The organism is Streptomyces sp. NPDC057950 (genome assembly GCF_042887295.1).
Lineage (GTDB): Bacteria > Actinomycetota > Actinomycetes > Streptomycetales > Streptomycetaceae > Streptomyces > Streptomyces kaempferi.
Genome location: NZ_JBHVPP010000027.1, coordinates 51,098 through 64,674 on the forward strand (window position 1 = coordinate 51,098; position 13,577 = coordinate 64,674).

The window sequence follows — 13,577 nt, forward strand, 5'->3', positions numbered from 1 at the left end:
TTTAAGCCGTGTCTTCCTGCGACCCCCCCCAACCCCCGGCCTCCCCCCCTGCCCCAGGCGCTGGGGGGGTGCGCGCCACCCCCGTCGCCCCCCCCAACGCCCCCTGTTCCAACAACCCCGTCACGACACGCGGGTACGACAGACGAGTACGACAGACGTGTACGACGCGCGCGTCCGGCAGGCGCGTCCGGCAGGCACGTCTGGCAGGCGCGTCCGAGGCGGCCCTACCCGGTGACGGTCCCGAAGCGGATGTCGTACGACCCGTCACCGGACATCACCCGGAGCATCCGCTCCGCCTCCCCCACCACCTCGTCCCGCTGCCCCTTCCTGAGTCTGCCGAAGGGTTCGATGGTGAGGACGGCGCCGTCCTGCCGCCACACCCCCGCCAGGAATCCGTCCACGAGGAGGGTGCGGTGGGCCTGGTTCCCCGCCCAGGTACGCCCCTTGAGGGCGGCGGGCACCACGCGGGACCGGTCGGCGTGCGCGAGGAGCAGGTTGTCGAACTCGGGCAGGAGGCGCGGCGGGGCCGGCGTGTCCGCGTCCGGGCGGGGCGCGTCCGGAAGATCGAAGAGTTCGACCCCCTTCTCGTCGCGGAACGTCACCAGCCGCGGCCGCAGCCGCTCGAACGCCTCCCGGAGCCGGGTCAGCCCGGCCCAGGTCTGCATGTCCTTGACGGAGGCGGGCCCGAAGGCGGCCAGGTAGCGCAGCACGGTCGCGTCGGGAGCGGGCGTGGGCCCGGCCGAGCGGCCGAGCCAGTGCTCGGCCGTGGTCAGCGCGACCTGGCCGCTGCGGCCCCACAGTCCACGCGGGGTGACCTGGACGAGCGGCAGCCCGCAGCGCGCGGCGACCGAGAGCGCGAACGGGTCGGCGTCCGGCCACTCGGCGAGCAGTTCCTCCCGCAGTTGCTTCATGGTGCGCGGTTCGGCCTCCACCAGCTCACGGCTGATCACGGCGAGCCGCTCCAGGTCGACGCCCACGAGCCCCTTGCGGAAGGCGTGGAGTTCCCGGTCCCGGGCGGCCTGCACGAGCGGACGCAGAGCGAGCGCGTCGTCGGCCGTGTGCGTGTGGATCGTGGAGCGCAGGGTGACGATACGGACGACGGCACGGTCCGCCATGGCCGTCGACAGATCCCCGGGACAGAACCCTTCGAGGCGCGCGGCGAGGGCGTAGTACGGCGGCTTCACGTTCTGCGCCTGGAGACCGACGAGGTGCCCGACGGCCTCGGTGGCGGTGAGAGCGGCGGACCTGCGCAACAGGTGCTGGCGCTCCAGGGTCGCGCGGTTGAGGGCACGGGGGCCGAGCACGGGCACGGCGGGGGAAGTCCTGCCCGCGCGCGCCGTCGCCCGAGCCCGGACATGGGGCTGCGCATGTGGCTGCGCACGTGTCTTCGCTCGTGCCTTCGTGGGCGCGCCCGTCTGCGCCATCGCCCGCGCGTCCGTGTGCGTGCTTGCGCCGCACGCCTCGTCGCCGCGCGCCTCCGGGGAGCCCGTGGTCGTGCCGTTCGTCCTCGTCATGTCCCGCACGCTAACGAGGCTTGCGGTCACCTTCTGTCCTCGATTCCCGGCACACCTGGGCCAGGTCGGCACGCCCGCCCCCTACCCGTGACATTTGACCCGTATATCCTGCTCGGTGATCACCCACACGTACGGACCGACATGGGACGGAGCCGCAATGTCCGAGCGACGCCCCCGCCCGGCCGCCGGCAACGGCAAGAAGTCCGTCTGGCGGCGCGCCCTCAACGCGCCGGCCGCACCCCCCGCCACACCCCCGGCGCCCCGCCCCGACCCGCCGGCGACGGAACCCTCCGACACCGGCAGCGTCGTACAGGCGGCCCTGTACCGCGACGGCGTACGCGTCTCGACGCCCGCGTCCCTCGCCGACACCTTCCGTGAACTGCGCGACCAGCCGGACGGCATGGCGTGGATCGGCCTGGCTCGTCCCACGGAGGCCGAACTCCTGTCTTTGGCCGCCGAGTTCGACCTGCATCCGCTCGCCGTCGAGGACGCGATGGAGGCACACCAGCGTCCGAAGCTGGAGCGCTACGGCGAGACCCTCTTCGTCGTACTGCGCGCCGCGCGCTATCTGGACGCGCTGGAGGAGGTCGACTTCGGCGAGCTGCACGTGTTCGTGGGCCCCGACTTCCTGATCACGGTCCGGCACGGCGCGGCGCCGGACCTCTCCGCGGTGCGACGCCGGATGGAGGACACCACCGAGCTGCTGAAGCTCGGCCCGGAGGCCGTCCTCTACGCGATCCTCGACTCCGTCGTCGACGGGTACGTGCCCGTCGTCTCGGGCGTCCAGAACGACATCGACGAGATCGAGACCGAGGTCTTCCGCGGCGACCCCGCGGTCTCCCGCCGCATCTACGAACTCTCCCGCGAGATGGTCGAGTTCCAGCGGGCCACCCGTCCACTGGTCGGCATGCTGCACGCCCTGATGGCCGGCTTCGCGAAGTACGGCACCGACGAGGAGCTGCAGCGCTACCTCCGCGACGTCGCCGACCACGTCACCCACACCAGCGAACGCGTCGACGGCTTCCGCCAGGCCCTGGCCGACATCCTCACCGTCAACGCGACCCTGGTCACCCAGCAGCAGAACGCCGAGATGCGCGCCCTGGCCGAGGCGGGCTTCGAACAGAACGAGGAGATCAAGAAGATCTCTTCGTGGGCGGCGATCCTGTTCGCCCCGACGCTGGTCGGGACGATCTACGGCATGAACTTCCGAGAGATGCCGGAGTTGCACTGGGCGCTCGGATATCCCTTCGCGATCGTCCTGATGGCGATCGTCTGCACCAGTCTGTATGTCATCTTCAAGCGGAAGGACTGGCTCTGAGTGATCACGGTGAGGGCCACCGCCCCCGCGGACACACCGCGCTGAAAGGCCAACCTCCCGCCGCCGGCGTCCCCGACCGGACACGGGACGCGACCCGGGCCGCACGCTACGGGAACTCGTCATCGCGGCACAGGACACCGGGCACCGGGCCGCCGCCGGGACACCCGAGCAGTTCGCCGACGCCATCGCGGAAAGGTTCCGGGCGGGTGTTCTGGACGTGATCTCGCCGAGTGGTCTCGCGGACCCGCGGCAGCACGACTTCGTCGTCAACGGCCTGCTGCACGAGCTGCGCAGACGGAAGACCGTCACTGACGGCTACAACGGCACCACCCTGCGCGAGAGTCCCGGACTCGAGCCGCCCGCCCCTGACGTCGCGCCCGCCCAGGGCTGACCCGAGCCGGCGACGCCGGGCACGGATGTCCAGGGCCGCCCCGTGATCGCTCTGACGACCGTCGGCGCCAGGTAGGTCTGACAACCTGCGCGAGAACCCCCTCATGAGCATCGAGCGCGACGGCGTGTACGCGGTCGCCGCTCCCAACGGCGCCGGTCCCGTGCCCACTTGGTACGGAAGCGTGGTGACCCACCCGCACGTCGAACTGCGGGACGAGGGATGAGGCGGGACGTGATCGCCCGCGAGGTCCCCGGCGACGAGAAGGCCGGCCGTGGGAGCGCGCCGACGCCACCTGCCCCGACTTCGCCGCGTTCCGGGCCGCCGCCGGCCAGGAGATCCCCCTCTTGCCTCTCGGACCCGGGCGGAGCCGACCGACCGGAACGGCGTGCCGGTCCGCGTACCCCGCCGTGCCCGCTCCGGCCCGCCCCACACTCCTTTGACACACCCCAATGAGAACTAGACCTCTTTTTCACGCATGGACACTCAAAAAGATGTGGGCTACTTTAGTAACCACACCTACTAAGGAGTCTTGAATGTCCCAGGCTGCATCCCCGGAAACGCGCGTCGTCGTCGCCTACCACTCCGGTTACGGGCACACCGCCGTTCTCGCCGAAGCGGTGGGCCGCGGAGCCGGGAAGGCCGCCGCACAGGTGGACCTCGTCGCGGTGGACACCATCACCGACGAGCAGTGGAGCCTGCTCGACACCGCGGACGCCGTGATCTTCGGGACCCCCACCTACATGGGCGGCGCGTCCGCGGGCTTCCACGCCTTCGCGGAGGCCAGCAGCGGCCGGTACCTCCGCGGAACATGGGCGGACAAGATCGCGGCCGGTTTCACCAACTCCGCCTCCAAGAGCGGGGACAAGCTCAACACGCTGAACTTCCTCGCCGCGTTCGCCGCGCAGCACCACATGATCTGGGTGGGCCTCGGACTGGCCCCGGGCTGGAACGCCCTCCAGGCCAGTGAGAGCGACCTCAACCGACTCGGATTCTGGGTCGGCGCGGGGGCTCAGACCCCCCAGGACGGCGGCGTGGAGACGGTCCACGAAGCCGACATCGCCACCGCCGAGCACCTCGGATCACGCGTCGCCGCACAGGCCGCGGCGCTCGTGGCGGGCCGCACCGCACTGGCCGCCGCCTGACCCGTACCGGGAATTCCCCCGTCCCCCGGGCCGCGAATCCTCACGGCCCGTGCACTGAAGAACGACTAGGAGCACGATCAATGCCTCTGAACGGTGAGTACGAGCCGAGCGCCACGGAGTGGGTGCGCGAGCAGGTCGCGCAGTACGAAGCGACCGACGGCGTGGAGGGCGGGACCTTCCTGGACCTGCCCGTCATCATCCTGACCACCAAGGGCGTGAAGTCCGGCAAGATCCGCAAGATGCCCCTCATGCGGGTGGAGCACGACGGCTCGTACGCGGTGGCCGCCTCCAACGGAGGCGCCGACACCCATCCGTCCTGGTACCGCAACGTCGTCTCGCACCCTCTCGTGGAGGTGCAGGACCACGCGGTCAAGCGCGACATGATCGCCCGAGAGCTCCAGGGCGAGGAGAAGGCCGCGTGGTGGCAGCGCGCGGACGCCGCCTACCCGCCGTTCGTCGAATACCGGGCCGGGACCGAGCGTGACATCCCGCTCTTCGTCCTGGAGCCCGTCGCGGACGAGGGCTGACCCCGGCTACCGCGAACGGCGACGTCCCCGCGTCCACATGTACCCGACCGGCCCGTTCGGGCCGGCCGTGTGCCCTCCTCCAGCGAGTCCGCTCGCAGGTGACATCTGACCCCACAGGAAGTCCCCGAGTACCATGACCAGTTCCCACGAAACAGCGGCATCCGGCAGGCCGACCGCGAACAGCACGCGACGCGCCCTGAAGCGGGCCGCGAGCGGCGTCTCCCTCGATGTCGGCGAAGCCGCGGTGCTGTTGCAGGCCCGCGGCGACGACCTCGCCGACCTGGTCTCCACCGCGGGTCGCCTCAGGGACGCCGGCCTGGAGGCCGCCGGCCGGCCGGGCGTGATCACGTACTCCCGCAAGGTCTTCATCCCCCTCACCCGTCTGTGCCGGGACAAGTGCCACTACTGCACGTTCGCCACGGTGCCCGGCAAGCTGCGCCGGGCCGGTCACGGGATGTTCCTGTCCCCGGACGAGGTCCTGGAGATCGCCCGGCGTGGTGCCGAACTGGGTTGCAAGGAAGCCCTGTTCACACTCGGCGACCGTCCTGAGGACCGTTGGCCGCAAGCCCGGGAGTGGCTGGACGCGCACGGCTACGACGACACGCTCGCGTACGTGCGGGCCATGTCCGTCCGGGTGCTCGAGGAGACCGGGCTGCTGCCGCACCTCAACCCGGGGGTCATGTCGTGGACCGATCTGCAGCGGCTCAAGCCGGTCGCGCCGTCGATGGGCATGATGCTGGAGACCACGGCGACCCGGCTGTGGAGCGAGCCCGGCGGCCCGCACCACGGCTCTCCCGACAAGGACCCGGCCGTGCGGCTGAGGGTGCTGGAGGACGCAGGCCGGTCCAACGTCCCCTTCACGACCGGGATCCTGATCGGGATCGGCGAGACGTACGAGGAGCGCGCGGAGTCGCTGTTCGCCATCCGGCGGGTCGCCCGGGAGTACCACGGTGTCCAGGAAGTGATCGTGCAGAACTTCCGCGCCAAGCCGGACACCGCGATGCGCGGCATGCCGGACGCGGAACTGGACGAACTCACCGCCGCCATCGCGGTCGCCCGGGTGGTGCTGGGGCCCGCCGCCCGCATCCAGGCTCCGCCGAACCTGGTGGACGCCGAGTACGCGCTGATGCTGGAAGCGGGCATCGACGACTGGGGCGGCGTCTCGCCGCTCACTCCGGACCATGTCAATCCCGAGCGTCCGTGGCCGCAGATCGACGAACTGGCCCGGCGCACCGCCGAGTCGGGATTCTCCTTGCGGGAACGGCTGACCATCCACCCCGAGTACGTCCACCGGGGCGAACCGTGGCTGGACCCGCGGCTGCTGCCGCACGTCACCGCGCTCGCCGATCCCGAGACCGGACTGGCCCGTACGGACGCCGTGGTGGAGGGTCGCCCGTGGCAGGAGCCGGACGACGTGTTCGTCGCCACCGGCCGCACCGACCTGCACCGGACCGTCGACACCAGCGGCCGTACCGGCGACCGCCGCGGCGACTTCGACGACGCCTACGGGGACTGGGACGCGGTCCGCGAGAAGTCCGCCGCGGTCGGTGCCCCCGAACGCCCGGACGGCGACGTGCGCGCCGCTCTGGCGCAGGCTTCCGACGACCCGGCGAGACTCACCGACGACCAGGCACTGGCCCTGTTCCATGCCGACGGGGCGGCGCTGGACGCGCTCACCCGGATCGCCGACGACGTGCGCCGCGACACGGTGGGTGACGACATCACCTACGTCGTCACCCGGAACATCAACTTCACCAACGTCTGCTACACCGGCTGCCGCTTCTGCGCCTTCGCCCAGCGCCGTACGGACGCCGACGCCTACACCCTCTCCCTGGACCAGGTCGCCGACCGCGCCCAGCAGGCATGGGAGGTCGGTGCCACCGAGGTGTGCATGCAGGGCGGCATCCACCCCGACCTGCCGGGAACCGCGTACTTCGACATCGCGCGGGCGGTCAAGGAGCGCGTGCCGGGCATGCACGTGCACGCCTTCTCCCCGATGGAGGTCGTCAACGGTGCCACCCGTACGGGGATGCCGATCCGCGAGTGGCTGACCGCCGCCAAGGAAGCCGGCCTCGACACCATTCCCGGCACCGCCGCGGAGATCCTCGACGACGAGATCCGCTGGATCCTCACCAAGGGCAAACTTCCCGCCGCCACCTGGGTCGAGGTCATCAGGACGGCGCACGAGCTGGGCCTGCGTTCCTCCTCCACCATGATGTACGGCCATGTCGACCGGCCCCACCACTGGCTGGCCCACCTGCGCTTGCTCGCCGGGATACAGCGGGAGACCGGCGGCTTCACCGAGTTCGTCACGCTGCCCTTCATCCACACCAACGCGCCCGTCTATCTGGCGGGGGTGGCCCGGCCGGGCCCGACCATGCGGGACAACCGGGCGGTCACCGCGATGGCGCGGCTGCTGCTGCACGGTCACATCCCCAACATCCAGACCAGTTGGGTCAAGCTCGGGGCCGAGGGCGCCGCGGAGATGCTCCGCTCGGGTGCCAATGACCTCGGCGGCACGCTCATGGAGGAGACCATCTCCCGGATGGCCGGGTCGAGTTACGGCTCCCACCGATCCATCCGTGAACTCGAGGCCGTCGCCGAGGCGGCCGGCCGGCCCGCCCGCCAGCGCACCACCACCTACGGCGAGGTGTCCGGCGAACGCGTCGCCGCCGGGCGTGCGGCGGACGGCCACCTGCCCGACCTGCTCCCCCTGACCGTGACCACCCCGGCCGCCCCGCACGCCCTCCCCACGGGCGCCGCGGCGGCGGAATGAGTGCCATGTCACCGGCCTGGACCGTGGTGCTGCCGGTGAAACCGTTCGCACGGGCCAAGAGCCGGCTGACCGCGGGTCCCGGTGTCTCCCGCGAGGCTCTGGCACACGCCTTCTTCCGGGACACCCTGGAGGCGGTGCTCGGGACCACCGGTGTCGCCCGTGTCCTGGTGGTGACGGACGACGGACGGGCAGCGGCCGAAGCCCGGTCCGCCGGCGCCCTGCCGGTGCCCGATCAGCGGGTGGCGGGACTCAACACGGCCATCCGTACGGCGGTCCGTCACGTGCGGTCGCTCCCCGGTGGTGGCCCGATCGCGGTGCTGACCACCGACTTGCCCGCGTTGCGCTCGGGCGAACTGGCCACGGTGCTGGACTGCGCGGCGGGGCACCGGCGGGCGTTCCTCGCCGATCACACGGGCCGTGGCACCACGTTCCTCGCCGCCGCCCGCCCGCGGTGGCTGGCCCCGGCCTTCGAAGGGGACTCCCGCGACCGCCACCGGCTGGGCGGGGCCCACGAGATCACCGGCCCGAAGGTGCCCGGTGTCCGGCTCGACGTCGACACCGCCGAGGACCTCCGGATCGCCCGGCGACTCGGCGTGGGCCGGCACACCCGCGCCGCCCTGGGCCCGGCACCACCGACGACGCACTCCCCCCACCGGCCACCCCGCATCCTCGATCCCGAAGGAATCACTCCCTATGAGCTCCACTGACATCCCCCCGACGACGGCGCCGTCCGGGCAGCCGCTCCCCGAGACGGCCTCGGACGTGTCCGGGCAGGTGGTCGCCGTCCTGGGCGGCACCGGACCGCAGGGCCGCGGACTCGCCTATCGGCTCGCCCTCGCCGGCCAGCAGGTGATCATCGGCTCGCGCACCGCGGAACGCGCCGAGGCCGCCGCCGCCGAACTCGGCCTGGGAATCGCCGGCTTCGACAACGCCCAGGCGGCTCGGCGCGCCGACATCGCGATCGTCACCGTGCCTTGGGAGGGGCACGCGGCAACCCTGGAAGCACTGCGCGGGGAACTGGCGGGCAAGCTCGTCATCGACTCGGTCAACCCGCTCGGCTTCGACGCCGAAGGCGCGTACGGCATCCGCCCAAAGGAGGGCAGCGCGGCCGAGCAGGCCGCCGCGCTCCTGCCGGACTCGCGGGTGACGGCCGCGTTCCATCACCTGTCGGCGGTGCTGCTCACCGATCCGGCGATCGAGGCGATCGACACCGATGTCCTCGTCCTCGGGAACACCCGTTCCGACACCGACATCGTGCGGGCCCTGACCGCCCGCATCCCCGGGCTGCGCGGCGTGTACGCCGGCCGACTGCGCAACGCCCACCAGGTCGAGGCCCTGGTCGCCAACCTCATCTCGGTGAACCGCCGTTACAAGGCCCACGCGGGCCTGCGCATCACCGACGTGTGACCTGCGCATCACCGACGTGTGAGGGGACGTGCCCGGGGCGGCGGTGAACCATCGTTCCTCCTACGCCGGGCCCCGCACCACTCCGCTCCCCGCCCGGCCCTCGCACCGCCTCGGCCGGCTCACCCGACCATCGATCCGAGAACGAGCTCATGACGACCTTCAGCAAGAAGCAGCAGTACACGGCCTCCGCGTCCACGGTGTGGGGTCTCATCGGGGACTTCTACTCCGTGGAGTCCTGGATGCCCGGCATCGCCGGGACCGTCGCGGACACCGACCACCGCACCCGCACCCTGACCCTGCACGACGGGGGACAGCTCGTCGAGCGACTGCTCGAGGCGGGGAAACGGTTCCACCACTATCGCTTCGACGACCCCGGGCCGCTCCCGGTCCGCGATTTCACCGCCCGGATCACGGTCGTCGAGGAGGGACCGGACCGGTCGGCAATCGAGTGGACGGGATCCTTCGAGCCCGTCCCCGGCGTCCCCGGGGACGAAGCCGCGGCCGGGGTGGGCGCCTTCTACCAGGCGTGCCTGGACCGCGTCACCGGTCTGCTCGGCACCTGACCACACGGCGGAACAGGGCGCCGCAAGCGGTACCGGTCACGGACCTCACGCGTCGGCTTGGACCACCTGGGAGGTGCTGTGGCGCTCGTCGTAGGTGACACGCGCGGCGTGGACCTCGGCCGCCCGCTTCTCGGTCCAGGCGCACAGGGCCTTGGTCTCCTCGGCGATCTCGCTGCCGAGGCCGGTCAGCCCGTACATCACCAGGGGCGGGCTCGCCTGCGGGTCCACGGTGCGCAGCACCAGTCCGTCACGTTCCAGCGTGCGCAGGGTCTGGGACAGCATCTTGCGGCTGATCCCACCGAGGGAGCGCTGCAGCCCTGAGTACCGCTGGGCACCGAGCTCACGCAGGCTCGCCAGCATCAGCAGCGCCCACTTGTCCGCCAGGTTCACGAACACGTCGCGGCTGGGGCACGCCGCGTCGAGGATGTCCATCGGCCGGTTCGGATCGATGGACAGGGGCTGATCCTGTTCCGTCATGACCTCATTCTACACCAGGAAACCAAGGGCTACCTTAAACTCTTTTAGAGTCCATGAATACGTGAGAGACTTCCGCGCCCACACCGGGGCGCTCCCCACTCCGTGCGACCGACCGCCCGAAGGCGAGGGCGGAGGAAGTCGGCCGGCGCCGCGCCACCGGCCCAAGTGTCCCGCCCTCGGACGCACCCCTCATGGGAAGCCGCCGGATCACGGAACCCGAACGGTCACCGGACCACCTGGGCCCGCTCCCGCCGGCCCCGCTCCGGCGACCGGACCGCGCACGCACGACACGTCACCGGACGGGCACCCACAGGACAGGAAGTACAGACGATGACACAGGAAACCGCGCGCCCCGCCGACGCCTCCGGACCCTCCGCGACCTCGCCGAGCATGAACGCCTACCAGGTGTTCGGGGTCGAGGGGCTGCCCGAGGTGACGGCGGGCGACGACCTCGCCGCCCTGCTGCTGGCCACCGGGGTGGACCTCGCCGACGGCGACGTACTGCTGGTGACCTCGAAGGTGATCAGCAAGGCCGAGGGGCGCATGATGCACGCCGCCGACCGGGAAGCGGCCATCGACGCGGAAACGGTCCGGGTCGTGGCCCGCCGGGGCGCGACCCGGATCGTGGAGAACCGGCAGGGCCTCGTCATGGCAGCCGCCGGAGTGGATGCGTCCAACACCCCGCCCGGCACCGTTCTGCTGCTGCCCGAGAACCCCGACGCCTCCGCGCGTGCCCTGCGTGAGCGGCTGCGGCGGGCGACGGGCCTCCGTCTCGCGGTCGTCGTCACCGACACCTTCGGACGGCCCTGGCGCAACGGGCTGACGGACGTCGCCATCGGCGCGGCCGGGCTCCGGGTGCTGGAGGATCACCGGGGCCGCGTGGACGGACACGGCAACACGCTGGAACTGACGGTGACCGCGACGGCCGACGAGCTGGCCGCGGCCGCGGACCTGGCCAAGGGCAAGACCGGTGGCACCCCCGTCGCCGTGATCCGCGGACTGGACCGGCTGGTCACCGACGGCGACGGCGAGGGCGCTCGCCCCCTGGTACGGCCGGCCGCCGAGGACATGTTCCGACTGGGCACCTCCGAGGCGGTCCGTGAGGCGGTGACCCTGCGGCGCACCGTGCGCGAGTTCGGCGAGGAGCCGGTGGACACCGGTGCCGTCCGCAGAGCCGTCGCCGCGGCGGTCACCGCTCCCGCTCCGCACCACACCACGCCCTGGCGGTTCGTCCTGGTGGAGTCGCCACGGACACGGACCCGGCTGCTGGACTCGATGCTCGCCGCCTGGCGGCGCGACCTGGCCGACCTCGACGGCTGGGACGAGACCCGCATCGCCCGGCGCACCCGGCGCGGCGACGTACTGCGGCACGCCCCGTACCTGGTGGTGCCCTGTCTGGTCATGGACGGCTCGCACTCCTACCCCGACGCGCGCCGTACGGCGGCCGAACGGGAGATGTTCGTGGTCGCCATGGGTGCGGCGGTGCAGAACTTCCTCGTCACCCTCGCCGGCGAGGGCCTGGGCTCCGCCTGGGTCTCCTCCACGATGTTCTGCCGCGACACCGTGCGTGAGGTGTTGGATCTGCCCTCCGGATGGGATCCGATGGGAGCCGTGGCGGTCGGCCGTCCCGCCGCGCCCCCGCCGGCCCGCCCATCGCGATCACCGGAGGAATTCATCACCACTCGTTGAGCCTCGTCACCACTCGTCGCCCCCCATCGCCCCTCATCACCAAAGGAGCAGACCATGAACACCCCGCACCACAGCGCACCGCAGCACGCCGCGGGCCCCTACGGCATCTTCAGCCACGAGCTGCGCTCCGAAGGCCCGGCGCAGCACGACGAGTTGCTCGACGCGGCCGCCGAGCTGGAGGAACTCGGCTTCGGCGCGATCTGGCTCGGCGGCAGCAGCAGCGTGCGGCACGCGGCTCTGCTGGCCGGGGCGACCGAGCGGGTCGTGCTGGCCACCGGCATCCTCAACATCTGGTACGAGACCGCCGACACGGTGGCGCGGCAGCGGGCCGAGCTCGAGGGAGCCCACCCCGACCGGTTCCTCCTCGGCCTGGGAGCGAGTCACGCGCAGCTGGCCCAGAACTACCGGCGGCCCTACTCCACGATGGTGGAGTACCTCGACGGCCTCGACGCCGCAGCCACACCCGTTCCCGCGGAGCGCCGGGTCCTGGCCGCGCTCGGACCGAGGATGCTGCGCCTCGCCCGGGACAGGGCCGCGGGTGCCCACCCCTACCTGGTCACCCCTGAGTACATCGAGCGGGCTCGCGGAGTCCTGGGCGAGGGACCGCTGCTGGCTCCCGAGGTCACCGTGGTCCTGGAGAGCGAGCCCGCCAAGGCCCGTGAGGTTGCCCGCGGGTTCATCGAGTACTACCTCCAGCTGCCCAACTACGCCGCCAACCTGGAGCGTCTGGGCTTCTCCGAAGACGACCTCACCGGCGGTGGCACCGACCGTCTGGTCGACGCACTCGTCGTCTGGGGCACCGACGAGGCGATCCGCGCCCGGCTGGCCGAGTTCCACGCCGCGGGCGCCGACCACCTGGCCCTGCAGATCATCACCGGAGACGGCGGGGATACCCCGCCACGCGCCCAGTGGCGCCACCTCGCCGACATCGTCGGTCTCGGTCCGAAGAGCGGCGCGTAGCCGCACACCCGGCCCCGCCCGTGGACAGGAGGCGGTCTCGCGCGGGGAAGTCCGCCGGCGGTGGCCTCGGCTGGGTGCCGGTGCCGACGCCACGGCGGGCGAGCGCCGACGCGGGCCCACTCACACCCGCTTCCGCGTACCCGTTTCCGCGGGCCCTCCCCCGGTCCCGGTCCGGCGGGCCGGCACCGGAACGAGGGCTCCGAGCCCCTCGGCGAGTTCGACGAGCGGACGGACGGAGGCGTTCATCGACGGCTACCGCAAGGCGGCCGGCCCGGACGAGGTGGGCCCGGTCGGAACCCACCTGCCCCGCTCATCGGCCGGGAGGGAACTCGTCACCGAACATGGGCGCGTCGCCGGCGGATTCGGCGCGGGTGGCTTCGTCCTGCCAGACGTCCCAGTGCTCGGCGAGCTTTCCCTTCTCGATGCGGACCACGTCGGCCACCACCGAGGCGGCGGGAGCTCCGCTTCCGGAGTAGCGGCCGTAGAGCATGACGTAGTCACCTTCCGCGATGACGTACTGGTTCTCGTAACGGAGCGTTTCGGGGAGGGACCGGACGAGACCGAACAGCCCTTCACGGCCGGGCGGGATGTGCCTGCTGTGCTGAACGTAGTCGTCCGACCAGAACTCCTCGGCTGCCGCATAGTCACGTTTGCCGAAAAGCGTGTCGAACGCGTTCAGTACCAGTTCTTTGTTCTTCTGTTCGGGCGTTTTCATGTGCACCTCCAGAGGTGGGACGACGACGATCACAAGGTTTGTTGACCAAGTGGACCACTATAAACACGAAGTGGTCCACTTGGTCAACAAACCGTACG

Annotated in this window: 14 protein-coding genes; 11 read left to right on the forward strand and 3 right to left on the reverse strand. The window is 71.5% G+C overall.

All coding sequences use genetic code 11. The features are described 5' to 3' along the window. Positions 1-224: 224 nt before the first annotated feature. Complete coding sequence (locus tag ACFVTC_RS35815; protein ID WP_390132860.1) at positions 225-1,514, reverse strand: winged helix DNA-binding domain-containing protein; 1,290 nt, start codon at positions 1,512-1,514, stop codon at positions 225-227. Between the two features lie 157 nt (positions 1,515-1,671). Between ACFVTC_RS35815 and ACFVTC_RS35820 the strand changes: the two genes are divergently transcribed. The 9 genes from ACFVTC_RS35820 (at position 1,672) to ACFVTC_RS35860 (ending at position 9,638) form a co-directional block, all read left to right on the forward strand. Continuing rightward, positions 1,672-2,832 (forward strand): magnesium and cobalt transport protein CorA, encoded by a 1,161-nt coding sequence (locus ACFVTC_RS35820; RefSeq protein WP_390132862.1) that lies wholly within the window; start codon positions 1,672-1,674, stop codon positions 2,830-2,832. Positions 2,833-3,049: 217 nt separating this feature from the next. Continuing rightward, positions 3,050-3,223 carry a hypothetical protein gene (locus ACFVTC_RS35825; protein WP_390132864.1) on the forward strand — a complete coding sequence of 58 codons (174 nt, stop codon included), beginning with the start codon at positions 3,050-3,052 and terminating at the stop codon, positions 3,221-3,223. 85 nt (positions 3,224-3,308) lie between these two features. Continuing rightward, entirely contained in the window at positions 3,309-3,446 is a 138-nt protein-coding gene (locus tag ACFVTC_RS35830; protein ID WP_390132985.1) for a nitroreductase/quinone reductase family protein, read from the forward strand. A gap of 310 nt (positions 3,447-3,756) precedes the next feature. Beyond that, the gene (locus ACFVTC_RS35835) at positions 3,757-4,365 is read left to right on the forward strand and encodes a flavodoxin family protein (protein ID WP_390132867.1); all 609 of its coding nucleotides are present in this window, start codon (positions 3,757-3,759) and stop codon (positions 4,363-4,365) included. An 80-nt stretch (positions 4,366-4,445) separates the two neighbouring features. Next, on the forward strand, positions 4,446-4,892 hold the full coding sequence (locus ACFVTC_RS35840; RefSeq protein WP_390132869.1) for a nitroreductase family deazaflavin-dependent oxidoreductase: 447 nt from the start codon (positions 4,446-4,448) through the stop codon (positions 4,890-4,892). Between the two features lie 133 nt (positions 4,893-5,025). Next, positions 5,026-7,668, forward strand: a complete 2,643-nt coding sequence (locus ACFVTC_RS35845; protein ID WP_390132871.1) for a bifunctional FO biosynthesis protein CofGH — start codon at positions 5,026-5,028, stop codon at positions 7,666-7,668. A gap of 5 nt (positions 7,669-7,673) precedes the next feature. After that, positions 7,674-8,375 (forward strand): 2-phospho-L-lactate guanylyltransferase, encoded by a 702-nt coding sequence (gene cofC / locus ACFVTC_RS35850; RefSeq protein ID WP_390132873.1) that lies wholly within the window; start codon positions 7,674-7,676, stop codon positions 8,373-8,375. Next, the gene (gene npdG, locus ACFVTC_RS35855) at positions 8,362-9,075 is read left to right on the forward strand and encodes an NADPH-dependent F420 reductase (protein WP_390132875.1); all 714 of its coding nucleotides are present in this window, start codon (positions 8,362-8,364) and stop codon (positions 9,073-9,075) included. The genes cofC and npdG overlap by 14 nt, the downstream gene beginning before the upstream one ends. Positions 9,076-9,224: 149 nt before the next feature. Next, positions 9,225-9,638: an SRPBCC family protein gene (locus tag ACFVTC_RS35860; protein WP_390132877.1), complete on the forward strand. Its 414-nt coding sequence runs from the start codon at positions 9,225-9,227 to the stop codon at positions 9,636-9,638. 45 nt (positions 9,639-9,683) lie between these two features. On the opposite strand, the gene ACFVTC_RS35865 is transcribed toward ACFVTC_RS35860, so the two are convergent. Then, on the reverse strand, positions 9,684-10,115 hold the full coding sequence (locus ACFVTC_RS35865; protein WP_390132879.1) for a winged helix-turn-helix transcriptional regulator: 432 nt from the start codon (positions 10,113-10,115) through the stop codon (positions 9,684-9,686). A 390-nt stretch (positions 10,116-10,505) separates the two neighbouring features. Here ACFVTC_RS35865 and ACFVTC_RS35870 point away from each other — a divergent pair, with 390 nt between their 5' ends. After that, the gene (locus ACFVTC_RS35870) at positions 10,506-11,804 is read left to right on the forward strand and encodes a coenzyme F420-0:L-glutamate ligase (RefSeq protein WP_390132987.1); all 1,299 of its coding nucleotides are present in this window, start codon (positions 10,506-10,508) and stop codon (positions 11,802-11,804) included. A 54-nt stretch (positions 11,805-11,858) separates the two neighbouring features. Next, complete coding sequence (locus ACFVTC_RS35875; RefSeq protein WP_390132881.1) at positions 11,859-12,764, forward strand: LLM class F420-dependent oxidoreductase; 906 nt, start codon at positions 11,859-11,861, stop codon at positions 12,762-12,764. A gap of 310 nt (positions 12,765-13,074) precedes the next feature. Here the strand turns inward: ACFVTC_RS35875 and ACFVTC_RS35880 are convergent, their stop codons facing one another. Then, positions 13,075-13,479 carry a nuclear transport factor 2 family protein gene (locus tag ACFVTC_RS35880; protein ID WP_390132883.1) on the reverse strand — a complete coding sequence of 135 codons (405 nt, stop codon included), beginning with the start codon at positions 13,477-13,479 and terminating at the stop codon, positions 13,075-13,077. Positions 13,480-13,577: the final 98 nt, after the last annotated feature.